This is a genomic window from Micromonospora sp. R77 (genome assembly GCF_022747945.1).
In the GTDB taxonomy this organism is placed as follows: Bacteria; Actinomycetota; Actinomycetes; order Mycobacteriales; family Micromonosporaceae; genus Micromonospora.
The window spans coordinates 1,508,029-1,524,285 of record NZ_JALDST010000001.1 but is presented as its reverse complement, the minus strand read 5'-3'; the positions used below and the strand labels follow the sequence as shown (position 1 = coordinate 1,524,285).

General features: G+C 73.5%; 16 protein-coding genes and 2 pseudogenes. 8 read left to right on the top strand and 10 right to left on the bottom strand.

All coding sequences use genetic code 11. The features are described from left to right. Positions 1 to 153 precede the first annotated feature (153 nt). Positions 154 to 525: an SCP2 sterol-binding domain-containing protein gene (locus tag MRQ36_RS06900; protein ID WP_242793929.1), complete on the top strand. Its 372-nt coding sequence runs from the start codon at positions 154 to 156 to the stop codon at positions 523 to 525. Continuing rightward, complete coding sequence (locus tag MRQ36_RS06895) at positions 525 to 2,585, top strand: glycogen debranching N-terminal domain-containing protein (protein WP_242793927.1); 2,061 nt, start codon at positions 525 to 527, stop codon at positions 2,583 to 2,585. The genes MRQ36_RS06900 and MRQ36_RS06895 overlap by 1 nt, the downstream gene beginning before the upstream one ends. Before the next feature lie 56 nt (positions 2,586 to 2,641). Here MRQ36_RS06895 and MRQ36_RS06890 read toward each other — a convergent pair whose 3' ends face one another. Beyond that, positions 2,642 to 3,034: a VOC family protein gene (locus MRQ36_RS06890; protein ID WP_242793925.1), complete on the bottom strand. Its 393-nt coding sequence runs from the start codon at positions 3,032 to 3,034 to the stop codon at positions 2,642 to 2,644. 48 nt (positions 3,035 to 3,082) lie between these two features. Here MRQ36_RS06890 and MRQ36_RS06885 point away from each other — a divergent pair, with 48 nt between their 5' ends. Then, positions 3,083 to 3,829 carry a 1-acyl-sn-glycerol-3-phosphate acyltransferase gene (locus tag MRQ36_RS06885; RefSeq protein WP_242793923.1) on the top strand — a complete coding sequence of 249 codons (747 nt, stop codon included), beginning with the start codon at positions 3,083 to 3,085 and terminating at the stop codon, positions 3,827 to 3,829. 643 nt (positions 3,830 to 4,472) lie between these two features. On the opposite strand, the gene MRQ36_RS06880 is transcribed toward MRQ36_RS06885, so the two are convergent. The 4 genes and pseudogenes from MRQ36_RS06880 to MRQ36_RS06865 form a co-directional block, all read right to left on the bottom strand. After that, a complete protein-coding gene (locus tag MRQ36_RS06880; RefSeq protein WP_308194964.1) occupies positions 4,473 to 5,216 on the bottom strand; it encodes a hypothetical protein in 744 nt (247 codons plus the stop codon). Between the two features lie 70 nt (positions 5,217 to 5,286). Next, a complete protein-coding gene (locus tag MRQ36_RS06875) occupies positions 5,287 to 6,003 on the bottom strand; it encodes a response regulator transcription factor (protein ID WP_242793919.1) in 717 nt (238 codons plus the stop codon). After that, a pseudogene (locus MRQ36_RS06870) lies at positions 5,973 to 6,473 on the bottom strand (hypothetical protein); the annotation flags it as partial. The pseudogene MRQ36_RS06870 and the gene MRQ36_RS06875, both read right to left, overlap by 31 nt. 163 nt (positions 6,474 to 6,636) lie before the next feature. Beyond that, positions 6,637 to 7,201 (bottom strand): annotated as a pseudogene (locus MRQ36_RS06865) (sensor histidine kinase); the annotation flags it as partial. A 406-nt stretch (positions 7,202 to 7,607) separates the two neighbouring features. Here MRQ36_RS06865 and MRQ36_RS06860 point away from each other — a divergent pair. After that, positions 7,608 to 8,486, top strand: a complete 879-nt coding sequence (locus MRQ36_RS06860) for an NAD(P)-dependent oxidoreductase (protein WP_242793913.1) — start codon at positions 7,608 to 7,610, stop codon at positions 8,484 to 8,486. A gap of 9 nt (positions 8,487 to 8,495) precedes the next feature. Here MRQ36_RS06860 and MRQ36_RS06855 read toward each other — a convergent pair whose 3' ends face one another. Together MRQ36_RS06855 and MRQ36_RS06850 are read right to left on the bottom strand one after the other, a co-directional pair. Further along, the gene (locus MRQ36_RS06855) at positions 8,496 to 9,395 is read right to left on the bottom strand and encodes a septum formation family protein (RefSeq protein ID WP_242793911.1); all 900 of its coding nucleotides are present in this window, start codon (positions 9,393 to 9,395) and stop codon (positions 8,496 to 8,498) included. Between the two features lie 432 nt (positions 9,396 to 9,827). Next, a complete protein-coding gene (locus MRQ36_RS06850) occupies positions 9,828 to 10,952 on the bottom strand; it encodes an erythromycin esterase family protein (RefSeq protein WP_278187446.1) in 1,125 nt (374 codons plus the stop codon). An 80-nt stretch (positions 10,953 to 11,032) separates the two neighbouring features. On the opposite strand from MRQ36_RS06850, the gene MRQ36_RS06845 reads away from it, so the two are divergent. Then, positions 11,033 to 11,740, top strand: coding sequence for a TioE family transcriptional regulator (locus MRQ36_RS06845; RefSeq protein ID WP_242793909.1), 708 nt, complete (start codon positions 11,033 to 11,035; stop codon positions 11,738 to 11,740). Here MRQ36_RS06845 and MRQ36_RS06840 read toward each other — a convergent pair. Continuing rightward, positions 11,694 to 12,470, bottom strand: coding sequence for a trans-aconitate 2-methyltransferase (locus MRQ36_RS06840; RefSeq protein WP_242793907.1), 777 nt, complete (start codon positions 12,468 to 12,470; stop codon positions 11,694 to 11,696). The genes MRQ36_RS06845 and MRQ36_RS06840 overlap by 47 nt on opposite strands. Positions 12,471 to 12,596: 126 nt before the next feature. Between MRQ36_RS06840 and MRQ36_RS06835 the strand changes: the two genes are divergently transcribed. Both MRQ36_RS06835 and MRQ36_RS06830 read left to right on the top strand, forming a co-directional pair. Next, positions 12,597 to 12,920: a YciI family protein gene (locus MRQ36_RS06835; RefSeq protein WP_242793905.1), complete on the top strand. Its 324-nt coding sequence runs from the start codon at positions 12,597 to 12,599 to the stop codon at positions 12,918 to 12,920. After that, positions 12,917 to 14,194, top strand: a complete 1,278-nt coding sequence (locus tag MRQ36_RS06830; RefSeq protein ID WP_242793903.1) for an RNA polymerase sigma factor — start codon at positions 12,917 to 12,919, stop codon at positions 14,192 to 14,194. The genes MRQ36_RS06835 and MRQ36_RS06830 overlap by 4 nt, the downstream gene beginning before the upstream one ends. On the opposite strand, the gene MRQ36_RS06825 is transcribed toward MRQ36_RS06830, so the two are convergent. Next, the gene (locus tag MRQ36_RS06825) at positions 14,184 to 15,365 is read right to left on the bottom strand and encodes an acetylhydrolase (RefSeq protein WP_242793901.1); all 1,182 of its coding nucleotides are present in this window, start codon (positions 15,363 to 15,365) and stop codon (positions 14,184 to 14,186) included. The genes MRQ36_RS06830 and MRQ36_RS06825 overlap by 11 nt on opposite strands. Before the next feature lie 159 nt (positions 15,366 to 15,524). On the opposite strand from MRQ36_RS06825, the gene MRQ36_RS06820 reads away from it, so the two are divergent. Beyond that, on the top strand, positions 15,525 to 15,719 hold the full coding sequence (locus MRQ36_RS06820; protein ID WP_242793899.1) for a hypothetical protein: 195 nt from the start codon (positions 15,525 to 15,527) through the stop codon (positions 15,717 to 15,719). An 84-nt stretch (positions 15,720 to 15,803) separates the two neighbouring features. Here MRQ36_RS06820 and MRQ36_RS06815 read toward each other — a convergent pair whose 3' ends face one another. After that, positions 15,804 to 16,241, bottom strand: a complete 438-nt coding sequence (locus tag MRQ36_RS06815) for a hypothetical protein (protein ID WP_242793897.1) — start codon at positions 16,239 to 16,241, stop codon at positions 15,804 to 15,806. Between the last annotated feature and the right edge of the window lie 16 nt (positions 16,242 to 16,257).

Genomic DNA, 16,257 nt, shown 5'->3' with positions numbered 1-16,257 from the left:
CGTCCACCACGACGCCGGCACCCGGTTCGGGGCCGGCGTCGTGCCGTGCCCGCCCGGGTGCCGGCTCACCCGATCCGGGCGAGGTTGACCCCGTACCCGATGGGGACCCTCCTGCGACGTCGACGGCCGCGGCTCGCGGGAGGAGTGGAACCGATGGTGGACGCGACCACGAGGTTCTTCGAGGACCTGGACCGGCGGGAGTTCGAACCCCTGCTGGCGAAGACCTCCGGAACCCTGCGCTTCGACCTGAACGAAGGGGCGCAGACCACGCACTGGATGCTCCAGATCGACCGCGGCAAGCTGGCGGTCAGTCAGGAGGACCGGGAGGCCGACACGGTCGTGGGGACCGATCCGAGGTTCTTCGACGACCTGGTCACCGGCGGTGAGAACACCATCGCGGCCCTGCTGCGCGGTGAGATGACCGTCACCGGCGACCTGCGCCTGGTGCTCCAGGTCGAACGGCTCTTCCCCAGCCCGGCGGGCACCCGGGGGCCCCGTCGCGCGTCCTGCCGGGAGGTGTGCTGATGGCCGCGAGCAACACGGTCCGGATCCTCGACGGCAACACCTTCGTCGTCTCCGAGGACACCGGGGACATCGAGGCCACGCCGAGCGAGCCGACCGGCCTCTTCTCCATCGACACCCGGTTCCTGTCCAGGTGGGTGCTCACCGTCAACGGGGAACGGCTCAACGCACTCTCCTACGACGACCTGCAGTACTACGAGGCGCGGTTCTTCCTGGTGCCCGGCATGGCGACGCACTACATCGACGCCAAACTGTCCATCATCCGGGAGCGGACGGTGGGCGGCAGCTTCCGCGAGCAGCTGACCATCCTGAACCACGACGAGAAGCCGGTCGACCTGGAGATCCGGATCGACGCCGGCTCGGACTTCGCCGACCTGTTCCAGGTCAAGGACGAGATCCTGAACAAGAAGGGCGAGATCTACACCGAGGTGGAGGCGGACCGGCTGCGGCTGGGCTACCGGCGCGGGAACTTCAAGCGGGAGACCGTCATCTCCGCCTCCGTGCCGCCCCGCTTCGACCAGAACGGCCTGGCCTGGACCATCCACCTCGAACCCAACGAGCAGTGGGACAGCTCGATCGACGTGCAGACGTTCGCGGTCGGCCCGGGCGGACGCGACCTGCGGATCGGGCTGCGGGCGCACGGCACCGAGCGGCTGGCCCTCCAGCACGACCTGGAGGAGTGGATCGCCAAGGCGCCCAAGGTGAACAGCCAGCACGGCCGGGTCTCCGCCACCTACCAGCGCAGCCTGATCGACCTGGCGGCGCTGCGCTTCTCGCCGCTCTCCCTCGGCGGGCAGACGCTCCCGGCGGCCGGCCTGCCCTGGTTCATGACCATGTTCGGCCGGGACAGCATCCTCACCTGCCTCCAGGTGCTGCCGTTCGCGCCGGAGCTGTCCAAGACCACGCTGCGGATCCTCGGCGCGTTGCAGGGCACCCGGTTCGACGACTTCCGGGAGGAGGACCCGGGCCGGATCCTGCACGAGATGCGGTACGGCGAGACGGCCGCGTTCGAGGAGCAGCCGCACTCGCCGTACTACGGCTCGGTGGACGCCACCCCGCTGTTCGTGGTGCTGCTCGACGAGTACGAGAAGTGGAGCGGCGACGTCGCCCTGGTCGAGGAGCTGGAACAGGAGTGCCGGGCCGCGCTGAAGTGGGTCGACGACTACGCCGACCTGGTCGGCAACGGCTACATCTGGTACGAGCGGCGCAACACCGACACCGGCCTGGAGAACCAGTGCTGGAAGGACTCCTGGGACTCCATCTCCTACCGCGACGGCACCCTGCCACCGTTCCCCCGGGCCACCTGCGAGGTGCAGGGCTACGCGTACGACGCGAAGATGCGGGCGGCCCGGCTGGCCCGGGAGTTCTGGGACGACCCCGGGTACGCCGACCAGTTGGAGCGCGAGGCGGCCGAGCTGAAGGCCCGGTTCAACCGGGACTGGTGGGTGGCGGACGGGGAGTTCTACGCCCTGGGGCTGGACCCGGACGGCCGGCAGATGGACGTGCTCAGCTCGAACATCGGTCACCTGTTGTGGAGCGGCATCGTCGACTCCGACCGGGCGGCGAAGATCGCCGAACACCTGGTGGGGCCGCGGCTCTTCTCCGGCTGGGGGGTACGCACCCTCGCCGAGGGGGAGGTCCGCTACAACCCGATCGGCTACCACAACGGCACGATCTGGCCGTTCGACAACTCGTTCATCGCCTGGGGCCTGCGCCGGTACGGCTTCGCCGAGGAGGCGGCGACCATCGCCAGCGGCATCCTGGACGCCGCCACCTACTTCGACGGCCGGCTGCCCGAGGCGTTCGGTGGCTACCAGCGGGAGCTGACCAAGTTCCCGGTGGAGTACCCGACCGCGTGCAGTCCGCAGGCCTGGTCCACCGGCACCCCGCTGCTGCTGATCCGCACCATGCTGGGGCTGGAGCCGCACGAGGGGCACCTCGCCGTCGACCCGCGCCTGCCGGTCGGGATGGGGCGGATCGAGGTGCTGGACATCCCGGGCCGGTGGGGTCGGGTGGACGCCTTCGCCCGGGGCCGGATGGAGCTGCACAAGCTCGCCGACTGACGCCCGTGGTGCCGGTGCCGCCGTCGGTCGTCCGGCCGGCGGCGGCACCGGAGCCGTCAGTGTCCCGGCACCAGCGGGTCGGCGTGCGCCTCGGTCCGGGGGAGGAGGCAGAACTCGTTGCCCTCCGGGTCGGCCAGCACCGTCCAGCGGGGCAGCTCCCGCACCACCGTGGCCCCCACCTCCAGGACGGCCGCCCGTTCCTCGGCGTCGCCGACCAGGTCCAGGTGGATCCGGCCGGGCGCGGGCAGGTCGTCGGCCGGGCTGATCCAGACGTCCGGGCGGTGCCCGGCCGGGTCGCGCAACAGCACCGCCTCGGTCGGTCCGAGGGTACGGTCGGCGAGCCTGGTCCGGTCCTCGTCGGCGACCGGCAGCCCGGTGACCGCGCTCCAGAACGGCGCGAGCAGGTACGGGTCACGGCAGTGGATCACGATCGCGGCGAGGTCGGGCATGCCCTGACGGTAGTCGGGCCGGAAACCTACGCGGGGTAAAGTTGCCGGATGCCGGAACTCGTGTACCCACCCGTGATCACCGCCGCCAAGACGATGTTCCGGGTCCTCGACCTGCGCCTGACCGTGGAGGGCAGCCACCACGTCCCGCGTACGGGGGGTGCGGTGCTGGCCAGCAACCACGTCAGTTACCTCGACTTCATCTTCTGCGGCTACGGCGCGCACGAGTCCCGTCGCCTGGTCCGCTTCATGGCCAAGCACGAGGTCTTCGCGCACAAGGTCTCCGGTCCGCTGATGCGCGGCATGAAGCACATCCCGGTGAACCGGTCGGCCGGTGCCGGGTCGTACAACACGGCCGTGGAGGCGTTGCAGCGCGGCGAGGTGGTCGGTGTCTTCCCGGAGGCGACGATCAGCCGCTCGTTCCTCGTCAAGGAGCTCAAGAACGGCGCCGCCCGGATGGCCCAGGAGGCCGCCGTGCCGCTGCTCCCGGTGGCGCTCTGGGGCACCCAGCGGCTCTGGACCAAGGGCCGCCCGAAGACCCTCACCCGCCGGCACACCCCGATCACCATCCTGATCGGGGAGCCGATGGACCCGACCGCCTACCCGGACGCCACCGCGATGACCGCCGAGCTGAAGAGCCGGCTGAGCGCACTGGTGGACCGGGCGCAGCGGGAATACCCGGACCGGCCCTCCGGCGACGACACCTGGTGGCAGCCGGCGAGCCTCGGCGGCACCGCGCCCACCCTGGAGGAGGCGGTCGAGCTGGACCGCCGGGCCCGCCGCAAGTCCACCGCCTGACCCGCTCCCGTACCCCCTGATCCCGCCCCCTCGGGCCTGCTCCGCGGGATCCCGGTCCGCGAGATCCGGGTACGCGGAATCCCGCTCCGCGCGTTCCTGTCCGGGCGGGGCGGGGCCTGCGAGATGCGGTCCGCGGGACCGGTGTGCGGGATGCCGCGGACCGCGCGGGATGCATCCGGGACGGGTCGGGGTCCGCTGCGACGCTCGGCTGGTTGCCAGCAGGACGCTACGAGTTTGATGACATCAATGAATCACCGGCTTGTCGCCGGTCCGGGCCTGCCGGCCGCTCGGCGGCTCCCGTTGCTGGATGCGCCGTGATTCATCTACGTCATCAAACTCGTAGCGATCGCGGGAGACCCTTCCGTTCGGGGGAGTCGACCGGCGCAGCCCCGGCACCCGTCCGCCGTTGCCCGGTACCTTCGGCCGCCCGGCACCGTCCGCTGCCCGACGCTGTCCGCCGCCGGGAACCGTCCGCTACCGGTAGCTGCCTCGGGTCGAAGGCGCCGAACACCTGATCGGCACGGGCCACCGGGAGGCGGGCCGCCCACCGCGGTCGGCTTCACCGAGTCGCGGATGCCGCGCCGACCGCGCGCCCGCGTCCGACCGGGTGCCGGCTGACCGGGTGCCCTGCCGAGGGGACGGGTCAGCAGGCGGAGCCGGGACGGTCGCGTCGGGTGACCTCCCGGGGCCAGGCGGGCGGCTCGTCGGCCTCCGGACGGTAGTAGTCGTCCCGGGAGAGGAACTCGACCGGCAGGGAACCGGGGAGCGTGACCGGCCCCGGGCCGGGGAGGTAGCGCGGACCGACCCGGGCCACCAGCGCGGTCCGCTCGGGCGGGGAGAGGTCCACCAGTTCGGGGTGCACCAGCCGGAACGTGGCCACCGCATGGCGTACCCGCCCGGCCAGGTCGGCGACCAGCGCGGCCGGGCCGGCCAGGGCCAGCGCGGGCTGCCGGATGGTGCGGAGCGCGTCGCAGACCACCAGCAGCTCGGCCGTACCCGCCGGGGCGTCGGCCCGCAGCTCCAGCCGCGACGGCCACTGCCAGCGGACCTGCCCGCTGACCAGGCGGGACAGCCGGGCCGGACGCCGGTGCCGGGCGTCGGCCGGGCTGTCCCGCCCGGGGACCAGGGAGAGCTCCGACCCGGTGCAGACGTACGCGAGTCGGCGGTCGGTCACGGTCACCGTCGCCGGGGCGGGGAGGGTCCACCGGCGGGTGCTGTCGGTCGGGCCGAGCAGGTCGCCGGAGACCCGCAGCAGGTGCTGCCCGAGCACCTGCTCACCGGGTTCGGGGACCAGGGCGTACCGCCGGTCGAGCACCGGGCGGTCGGTGTCGTCGTGCGCGTCGAAGCGGTGCGGCCCGATGAAGAAGGGCGAGACGTCCTCCTGCACAGTCACCTCCCGGGACGGTTGGCGGTACGGCAAGCCTGGTCGACCGCACCACCGGCTGTCATGACACCCGTTAGGGGGTCGGCCGGTCGGTCGACGCGTGTGACCGGTAGATGCCGATCTCCTCCGGCCGGACGAGGCCGTCCTCGATCGCCCGGGCGAGCAGCGCCGCCTTGGTCGCCGCCGGTCTGCCCGCCCGGCTGTACTTGATCCGCGCCCGGTCCACGTACTGCTTGACGGTGTGCTCGCTGATCTGCATCCGGCGGGCCACCGACGCCTTCGACATCGACTGGAACCACAGCAGCAGCGCCTCACGCTCCTTGTCGGACAGGGCCGGCCGGTCCGGGCGGGTGTCACCGACCATCGCCCCGGCCAGCGCCGGCGGCACGTACGGGCGGTCGCTGGCGGCGGCCAGCACGGTGGCCACGCAGTGCTCGCGTCCCTCGTGCTTGGCGAGGAACGCCACCGCCCCGGCGTCCAGCGCGGCCAGCATCGTCTCCGGTTCGGTGTGCTCCGAGTAGACCACCACCCGGCGGCCGGCGGCGCTCAACCCGGCCAGCTTGTCGATCACCATCCGACCGTGCAGCCGGAGGTCGAGCAGGATCACGTCGGCCTCCGGGGCGGACCGGAGCACCACCTCCGGGTCGTTCCCGGTGGCCAGCACCCGCAGCCGAGGCTCGGTGGACAGCCAGGCCCGCACCCCGTCGAGCACGACCGGGTGGTCGTCCACGATCGACACACCGACCGGCTGCCCACCCGTCACGTCCTCCGCCATCGGGTCTGCGTCCACCTGATCTCCCCGTCCCGTTCCTGCAGAAGTTCCACCGGGCCGTGCTGCGCGGTCCCGCCCGGCGGGCCGGTCGCCTCCGGCCCGTCGTGGTCCGGCGTGACCAGACCCACCACCACCTCGTCGGGTCGCGCGACGACGGTCAGTCGGGCCCGGTCCCGGGCGTCGGCGAGGGCGGCGACGAGTGGGTCGACCAGCCGCCGCCGCACCTCCACCGGAAGGTCCGGCGGCACCCCGACGGCCACCAGCTCGACCGGCACCCCCTTGCGTTCCGCCACGTCGGCGGCGGCCCGCAACTCGTGCAGCAGCGGGTCGGGCACGTCGTCCGACTCGGCGATCAGCCGGCGCAGCCGGGCGGCGGCGAGCACGCACCGGCGGCGTACCTCGGGGTCGGCCGGGTCGGCCTCGCCCGCGGCGAGGGCGGCCAGCACCTCCGCGGCGCTGCCGCTGGCCACGGCCAGCCGCGCCCGGCGATCCTCGCCGGCCCGTTCCGGCGTACCCCGGTCCGTCGCCACGGTCGGGGTCGCCCCCGCGGTGCCGGCCCAGGCCAGGCTGCGGGCGGCGAACGCGGCGGCCCCGACGCCGATCGTCGCGGTCACCAGGCAGCCGGCGGCCACCACGGTCGCCGCGTCGAGGTCAATGGACATCAGGCCACTCCAGCCGGATGCGGGTGCCCGCGCCAGGGCGGAAGTCACCTCTGCGCGTCCACCCACCGTGGCCATCCGCCCGTGGACGGACTCCGCAGCCCGTACCGGTGGGCCGGGACTGTGGCCGGGTCGAAGCCGGGACCGTCGTCGACGACCTCCACCACGACCGTGCCGGCCTCCCGCGCGAGCCGCAGGGTGGTGCTGGCCCCCGGTGCGTGCCGGACCACGTTGGACAGCGCCGCGGCGGCGCTCCCGGCGAGCGCCTCGGCGACCTCCGCCGGCAGCACGCACCGGGTCAGGGACGCCGCGACCGGCAGCTCCGGCAGCCGGCCGAGCACGACGCGCAGCCGGTCGTCCAACGCCACCGGCCCGGGCGCGGGTGCCGGCCGCGTGTCGGCCAGGCCGGCGAGGGTACGCAGATCCGCCGCGCACCGCGCGCGCAGGGCGGCCGACGGGCCGGACACCGCACCGAGCCCGATCATGGTCAACGTGGCGAGCACGGTGTCGTGCAGGTCCCGGTTCTGCCGACGCTCGGCCGCCCGGGCGGAACGGGCCGCCGCCTCGCGGGCCGGTCGCCGGGCGTCCGCCGCCGCGGGTCCGCTCACCGGCGGCCTCCGTGCCGGCGCTGCACCGAAGGCCCGCTCGCGGTGCCACGGCAGCGCCCCCACCAGGCCGGCGGCGCGGCGCAGCAGGGCCAGGACGGTGCGGACCAGAGTGAACGCGCCCGCCGGGCGGTCCGACGGGGACGGCGGCGAGATCGCAACGGCAACGACCGGCATCGGGGGAGGCGTCCTTCCGGCAACGACCCGGTCGGGTCCGCACGGCATAGATCGACGCCGGAGAATAACATGCGCCAGGACAACCGGTCACCCACGGTACGCGACGCGTCGCCGGGCCCCCTGACCCGCCTCCTGCCCCGGACGACGCGCGGTTCCGCCGGCGATGCGGTTGACTGCCGGTATGGGCAGTGACGCACGGCGACTCCGGGTCGCCTTCCTCGGACTCGGCCGGATGGGCACCCCGATGGCCCGCCACGTACGCGAGGCGGGCCACGACCTGACCGTCTGGAACCGTACCCCCGGGAAGACCGACGCCCTCGCGGCGGCCGGCGCGACCGTGGCCGACACACCCGCCGCCGCGGCGGCCGGTCGGGACGTGGTGGTGCTGATGCTGGCCGACCCGGACGCGGTCGAACAGGTGCTGCTCGGTCCGGACGGGGTGGCCTCCGGCGCGGATCCCGACACCCTCGTGGTCGACGGCAGCACCATCGGCCCGGACGCCTCCCGCCGGATGGCCACCCGGGTGCGCGACCACCGGCTGCGGTACGTCGACGCGCCCGTCTACGGCTCGGTCGGCCCGGCCACCGCGGGAACGTTGGGCGTGCTCGCCGGCGGCGACGAGGCCGACGTGGCGGCGGCCCGGCCGCTGCTGGAACTCTGGGGCGACCCGGAGCAGGTGCGGCACGTCGGGCCGGTCGGCGCGGGCAGCGCCGCGAAGCTGGTCCGCAACCTCAGTCTCGGCCTCGCCCTCGCCGGGATCGGTGACGCGCTCCGGCTCGCCGCCACCCTCGACCTGCCCGCCGACGTGGTGGACGAGCTGATGGCCGCCGGTCCGCTCGGCGCGGCCTTCCCCGGCGTCCGGGAGATCCTGGCCTCCGGGCCGCCCGGGACCGCCGGTTTCACCGTCGACATGCTCACCAAGGACCTGCGGCTCTGCCTGGCCGCCGAACCCCGGCTGCCGCTGGTCGACGCCGCCCGCCGGGTGGGGGAGGAGGCCCACGCCGCCGGCCACGGCCAGGACGACACCCGTGCCCTGCCGGTGTGGTGGCGCGACCGGTGACCCGGCCGGTCAGTTGACCGGCAGCGCCTTCGTCCCGCCACCCCGGATCGACCCGGTCAGCTTCTTCCCGCCGGACCAGAAGAAGCAGCGCACCCCGCGGTCGCCCCGGGCCCACGCCTCCACCGTCGGCAACCGGTACGAGGTGCCGGTGCGGTAGCGCAGCTGGCCGTCGACGGGGACCTTCGCGTAGCGCGCGACGACGGTGCGGCAGTTGGCGTGGATGCCGTCCTCCCGGGCCGCCGCGTCCGGGTACTGGCCGTCCGGGGCGGTCCACGTGCCGACGTACTCGTACTGGTGCCCCTGCTGGCAGGTGGTCTGCTGGAAGCTGGCCCACTCGTCCTCGGTCAGACAGCCGTACGCCAGCTTCGACGGGCCCTTCAGGGCGTCCCGCAGGGTGCCGCTGCGCTGGACCGGGTAGTCGTTCGGCCGGCTGCGCCGGGTGCCGCCCTCGATGGTGGACAACTCGAACAGGTCGCAGCGGAACCAGCGGCTGCCGCCGGCCCATCCGGCCGGGGACGGTGGCACCACCTGGAAGGTCAGCCGCGCACCCCGCCAGTCACCGCCGACGAACGCCGTCGTCCTCGCGTCGCACTCGGCGAACGCGGGACGCATCGCCGCCGACCCGAGCGGCGGCGGGGTGGCGCGGGCGGCCACCGCCCCGGTGAAGGTGCCTAGGTGGACCGTCTCCACCAGGTGCGTGCGGGTGCAGTCCACCGGCTGGTAGCCGGTGAGGTAGCTGGTGGGTTCGGCGCTCAGGTGACAGTCGCCCGCCTTCGGGGCGAACTGGGTCACCTGGCCGACCGGTCGCCAGTCGTCGGTCAGGTCGCCGTCCGTCCCGGCCGGCGTGCCGCAACCGGCCAGCACCGCCGTGATCAGGGCAGCCGCCGCCGCAGCGCACCACCGTCGCATGTCACTCTCCCCCGAGGCCCCCGTGTGGACGCGGGCAGCATATGCCAGCGGGCTGCGCGGCGACGCCCGTGATCGGCGGACGCCGCCCGCGTACCCCTGGCGCCGGGCCGGGCCGGGCCGTCGCTGTCGGTCCGGGCCGGGACGCCACACGGTGACGGTGTGACATTCGGCGAGGACCCGGCGCTGAGGGGCACGAGAGGTTGGACAGGCCCTCGCGCGGCTGCTCACCCGCGAGATGCCCACCGACCTCCGACGCCCGGGCGGGAAACCCACCCCCCTCCGCCCGCCCGGCGTCGGGACGGCGACACCGTCCGGATGACCTACCCCCCCTGGTCATCCGAACGGCGTCGCGATCCGCGCCCTCCCCGGCGCGGCGGGGCGGCGGCCGGGTCCCCGGCTGCCGCCCCACCTCCCACCCGCCGCTGCCCCGGCTCAGCCGGTGACGTGCAGGATCACGTCGGCCCGGTCGACGGTCGCCTGTTCGAGCGGGAAGTAGCCCTGCTGCGGCACGGTGTCCGTGCGGGTCGCGGCCGGGGGCAGCTCGCCGGCCGGGACCAGACCCCAGTCGGTGACCCGGCGTTGCAGGGCACCCTCGAAGGTGTCCGGCGCGGGCTCGCCCAACCCGAGCGCGGCACTGCGCCCGAGGCTGCCGGCCACGAAGACGTAGTCGTCGAGCCGCAGCGAGTCGACGATCGCCCCGGCGCCGTACCAGTCGGCGCTCCGGTCGCCCATGCGCCAGGCGCTCGGGTTCCGCTGCAGGTGGGCGTTGTGGGCGAAGACCAGGGTCGGCCCGCGCTCCGCCTCCACGCTGCGGATGTCGCGCAGGTTGCGGGCCATCCACGCGTCCCGGGTGGCCAGCAGCAGGCAGATCCGGTCGCTCTGCCCGAGGGGCCGGGCCGCCTGCCAGTGGTAGTCCAGCAGCCCGAGGCCGGCGTCGACGTGCGCCCGGGCCCGGTGCCACTCGGCCGGTGAGCTCCGCGCGATCAGCTCCGGTGCGCGGGCGTGCAGCCGGGTGAGCAGGTCCGCGCCGATCGGGCGCAACCGCTCCGCCTCGGGCGTGGCGCCCATGGACTCGGTGAAGTCGAGGATCGCCTCCTGGCGGCTCCAGCGGTGGTCGTCCCCGGCGACGGCCGCGACGTCGAGGTCGAGGTCGAGGTAGTCGCGGGCGTACTCGAAGAAGGCCCTCGGGCTCGGTGCGCTGGTGTTGTCGGTCGGGGCGTCGAACCCGTGGAAGGCCACGTGCTCCGGTGCGGGCCGGTCCCGGTTGTACTCCCGCAGCCAGGCGACCAGCCGGCGGTTGGCGTCCAGGTCGCCGAAGTGGGAGAAGCCGTCGCGCAGCACCTGGTCGAGGCTGCCGGTGCCGTGCCGCACGTGGTCGTCGACGGCGAACGCGGCCACCCGGTCGGTCTCCAGGGCGATCGACCGGAAGCCCGACTCGACCAGCTGGGCGACCAGCTCGTTGCGGATCCGGCCGAAGGCCGGCTCCTGGTGGGTGGGCTCGCCCAGGGCGAGCAGGTCACATGACTCGGTTACGAGGGCGCGGATGTCCTGGCTCATGTGGTTCGACCGTACCGTTGAAACTTCGGTGGAGACTTTTCCCGGTCCGAACTGCGTGGCCGCGCGGTAAAGTCTCCACCGTGCGACCGGTCGACCTCGCGCGCGAGCACGGCCTCTCGACCCAGGCGGTCCGCAACTACGAGGCCGAGGGGTTCCTCCCGCCCGCGCAGCGCACGCCCAGCGGCTACCGGCGCTACACCGAGGTGCACGCGGCGGCGCTCCGCGCCTACCTGGCGCTCGTCGCCGGCCACGGCCACCGGGCCGCCGGCCAGGTGATGACCGCGCTGCACGCCGGCAGACTCGACGACGCGCTGCTCGTCGTCGACCGCGAACACGCCCGGACGCTGCGCGACCGGGACACCCTGGACGCGGTACGGGAAGCGATCGCGGGCCTCCCCACGGGGCCGGACGACTCGCCGCGAGCCGGCACGTGGACGGTCGGCGAACTCGCGCGCCGGCTGCGGGTCACTCCGGCCACCCTGCGCACCTGGGAGAGCGTCGGCATCCTCGCCCCGCTGCGCGATCCGGTCACCGGCCACCGGGTGTTCCGCGCGAGCGACACCCGGGACGCCGAGCTGGCCCATCTGCTGCGGCGCGGGGGATACCCGCTGGACCGGATCGCGACCGTGCTCCAGCAGGTCCGCACGGCCGGTGGCACGCAGGCGCTCGCCCGGGCGCTGGACGACTGGCGGCGACGGCTCACCGCGCAGGGCGTCGCCCGGCTCGACGCCGCCGCCCGGCTCAGCGACTATCTGCGTCTGGCCGGAGGCGGGCCAGGTGGACGGTGAGGTCCGTGTCGACCTCGACCGTCTCGGGCAGGACCCGCGCGATCCGGTCGTACAGCTGCTCCTGCACCGGTGCCGGCAGTTCCAGATAGGCCGAGATGGTCGACAGCAGGCCGAGGTAGTCACCGGCGCTCATCGTGATCCGCCGTTCGAGCACGGTCTGCCGGACGTCGGTGAACAACCCGGACCGCTGGAGTTCCGTGCCCGGCCACTGCATCGGCTGCTCCGGCGGGGTCCCGTCCGGGGACGGCACCTCGTCGCTCGCCAGGAACGCGGCCCGGACCGCCCGCACCGCCTCCGCCACGGCCGGGTCGGCCAGCCGGACCGGTCCACCGAACGAGGCGACCACGCCCCCCGGCTCCAGCAGCGCGGCGATCCGCGACCACCGGCCCGCCGGTTCCGTCCAGTGCAGCGCCGCCGCCGCGTACACCAGGTCGTGGCGCTCGCCCGGCCGTAGCTGCTCGAACGCGGCATGCACGGTCCGGACGGTCGCCGGCGCGTGCTTGCGCAGCTCGGCGAGCATGGCCCCGTCCGGTTCGGTCGCGGTGACCGTGACCCCCCGCTGCGCGAACAGCCGGGTCGCCTTGCCGGTCCCCGCGCCGATCTCCAGAGCGGTCCGCACCGGCCGACCCGCGTACGCCAGCACCAGGTCGGCGAGCTCGTCGGGATACCCCGGCCGGAACCGTTCGTACGCTGCCGCCCGTACGCCGAAGCCCAGTGCGCGTCGAGACATGCCGAGCATCCTGGCACGGGCGGGAAGAATTCCGGTGACACGCTGTCGGACCGGGGCGGCGCTGTTCGTAGCAGGGGTGGACGGTCGCCCACGCCGGGTGCCCCGAACGACAGGAGACGAGCCGAGATGCAGTACCTGGTTTCCGTGATCTACGACGCGGCCGACCTCGCCACCGACGACGAGATGGCGGCCATCGACGTGTTCAACGACCGGCTCCGGGCCGACGGGCACTGGGTCTTCGCCGGTGGCCTCGCCGCGCCCGAGTCGGCCACCGTCATCGACAACCGGGGCGGGGAGCCGCTCTTCACCGACGGGCCCTTCGTGGAGTCGAAGGAGTTCCTCGCCGGCTTCTGGATCATCGAGGCCGCCGACCTCGACGTGGCGCTCAAGCTCGCCGCCGACGGGTCGCGGGCCTGCAACCGCAAGGTCGAGGTGCGGCCGTTCCGGTGAGCGGCACCGACGCCCGGGAGGCGATCATCCGGGCCCACCGTGCGGAGTGGGCCCGGATCGTCGCCGCCCTGGCCCGGCGCTTCGGTGACCTCGACATCGCCGAGGAGGCGGCGGCCGAGGCGTACGCGACGGCGGTCGAGCGGTGGCCGGTCGACGGCGTACCACCCAACCCCGGCGCCTGGCTGACCACCACCGCCACCCGCCGGGCGATCGACCGGATCCGGCGGGAGAACAAGCGGGACGACAAGCACCGGGAGGCCCAGTTGCTGGCCGACGACGACCCGCCCGAGCCGGTCGGCGCGATCGAGGACGAGCGGCTTCGGCTGATCTTCACCTGCTGCCACCCGGCGCTCGCCCCGGAGACCCGGGTGGCGTTGACGCTGCGTATGGTCGCCGGTTTGACCGTGGCCGAGATCGCCCGCGCCTTCCTGGTGCAGCAGACCACCATGGAACGGCGGATCACCCGCGCCAAGGCCAAGATCAAGGCGGCGCGCATCCCGTACCGGGTGCCGGCGGCCGACGACCTCCCGGCACGGGTGTCCGGCGTGCTCGCCGTGCTCTTCCTCGTCTTCAACGAGGGCTATCTGGCGACCGGCCCGGACAGCGCTCCCGTCCGGCACGACCTGACCGCCGAGGCGATCCGCCTCACCCGCCTGGTCCACGCACTCCTGCCCGACGACGGCGAGGTGACCGGCCTGCTGGCGCTGATGCTCCTCACCGAGGCCCGCCGCCCCGCGCGCGTCTCGGCCGGCGGTGAACTGGTCACCCTCGACGAGCAGGACCGGGACGCCTGGGACGCCGCGCTGATCGCCGAGGGGCACCGGCTGGTCCGCGAGCGCCTGGCCAGCGGGGTGGCCCCCGGGCGCTACCAGCTCCTCGCCGCCGTCAACGCCGTGCACACCTCGGCCCGCGACGTACGCGACACCGACTGGTCACAGGTCGTCGCCCTCTACGACCAGCTCGCCCGGCTCGACCCCTCGCCGATCGTCGCCCTCAATCGGGCGGTGGCCGTCGCCGAACTGGACGGGCCGCAGGTGGCGTTGGCGGCCGTCGACCGGCTGGAGGCCGCGTTGGCCGGCTACCACGCCTACCACGCGACGCGCGCGGACCTGCTGCGCCGGCTGGGTCGCGGGGGAGAGGCGCGTGCGGCGTACGACCGGGCGATCGAGCTGACGGGCAACAGCGCACAGATCGCCCACCTGACCCGCCGCCGCGATCAGCTGGGCGACCCGCCCCGACTCCCGCGCGCCGAGGTGCACCGGCTCACGGAATGACCATCACCTCCGGGAAGGACCGGCTCGGGCCGCGCAGCAGGTGGCTCCGGCGGTGCCGCAGGTGCAGGTTGAAGAACGCCAGCGGGTACGCCTGCTGGATGCGTACCGCGCGGGCCGGGTCAAGGGTGCCGATCCAGTCGGTGAGCTCCGCGTCGCTCATCCCGATGACCCGGGCCAGTTGCGGCACCAGCCACTGGTTGTCGCCGTACGACGAATGGACCGCGCCGGCGGCCTGGATGTTGAGCCGCCAGCCGAGCAGGTGCGACCAGAAGTCGGCGACGGCGGGCTCCGCGGTGCGGGTGAACTCCGCGGTCAACAACATGAAGGGCCGGTCCAGGTCGGTGCTGGGCAGCGGCTGCGACAGCATCGGGCCGTCGAAGCTGATCCCGGCCCGGACCCGCGGGTCGGTGGCCATCGTGAGAGCCGTCGCGGTCCCGCCCTTCGACCAACCGAACATGCCGATCCGGTCCAGGTCGAGGGCGGCGCCCAGCCCGGCCGGGAGCGGCCGGTGGTCGACGTCGGGATTGTCTCCGGTGGCGAGGACGGCGATCTGATCCAGCACGAACCGGACGTCACGGGTGTAGGTCCACGGAGTCGAGTCGTAGTCGTACTCCCGGGTGGTGACCCGACCGTCGGGGAACTCGCCGGGCCCGTCGTACGTGTGGTCCACCGTGACCACCGCATATCCGTGGCTGGCGAGTTCCTGGACCACGATGGTGGTGTCCGAACGGTGGCTGCCCGCACCGTGCGAGTAGACCACCACCGGCAGTCGGCGATTCGTGCGTCGTACCGGCGCGCCCTCGTGACCGGCCGTCAGCGGCGCCAGCACCGCAGTGGGGTCGAACCCGGCGGACTCCAGCAGCCCGCGCATCGACGCGGCGGTCATCCACGGGGCGAGCGGGTAGCGCCACACGTCCCGGGCGGGATACCAGACGCTGACCATCAGCTCCCGGTACCGCCCCGGGCCGGCCAGCGGGTCCGGCTGCGACCGGTCCATCAGGTGCAGCGGAACCATGCCCACCGGGTACGGCCCGGTCGGTGCGGGCAGGGTGAGCCGGACCGGTCCCGGGTCGGTCGTGGCCGCCGACGCGCGACCGCCGAGCCCGGCGGCGCCGATCGGCACGCTGGCCCCCGCGGCCAACGCGGCTCCGATGAGCCCGCGCCGCGTCATCCCTCGTCCACCGACAGGTGTCTCGATCGTCACTGGTCCTCCCCGTGGGTTGCCCGATACCGGTGCGGAACGGACCGGCCATCGAGTGAACTTACTCGCTCAGTATATACACCGGGTGTATAGAGGCAAGGATGCCGGTCGCTCCGATAGGGTCCGATCGTGGACCTTCGATCAAAGCGGGCTGACACGGTACGCGTGGTCGGCACGGTGCTGCTGGTCAGCGGCTTCCTGACCTCGCTGCTCACCATGTCGTCGGGCTACGACGGCGGGAAGCCGTACCTCATGGCCGCTTTCCTGGTGGTGACCGGCGTCGGGCTGCGTATCGAGGCAGCCATCACCGACCGCAGGCCGTAGCTGCCCTGGTTCGGCCCTGCCATCCGAACACGCGTCGACCAGCTCACCGCGTTGGTCGAGCAGGGCTACGCCCAGGGGCGTCGTTCAATCCGGCTCGGGGGCGAACGGGTTGCTGCGGGGTTCACGTAGCTCCCGGTCCGCCGGACACAGGTAGGTCCATGCTGCCGAGGTCACGGATCCCAGATTCGGCAGCGCTTCGCCCCACCTCGGCGGGTGGCCGCCGAGCTGATCGAGGTAGCGCTGATAGATCCTCAACTCGCGGTACTGCGGGTCGTGCCGCCAGAGGGCGTACGGCTGCTCGCGTAGCCAGTCGCATGCCGCGTCACCCGCGGCGATGAGATCCGCGGTCGGCGGCAGTACTTCCAGCGGCTTGTTGCTCTCCAGATCGCCCCACCGCTTGAGGTACGCCAGGTATCTGTCCTCGTCACGAGGGTGTGCGACATGGACGCCGATAACGACGGCCGGTATGGCGAGCATGCCGGCCACGACCACTCCCACCATGACCCGCAGGCGTTTCCTCACCTGCAGATCCTAGATC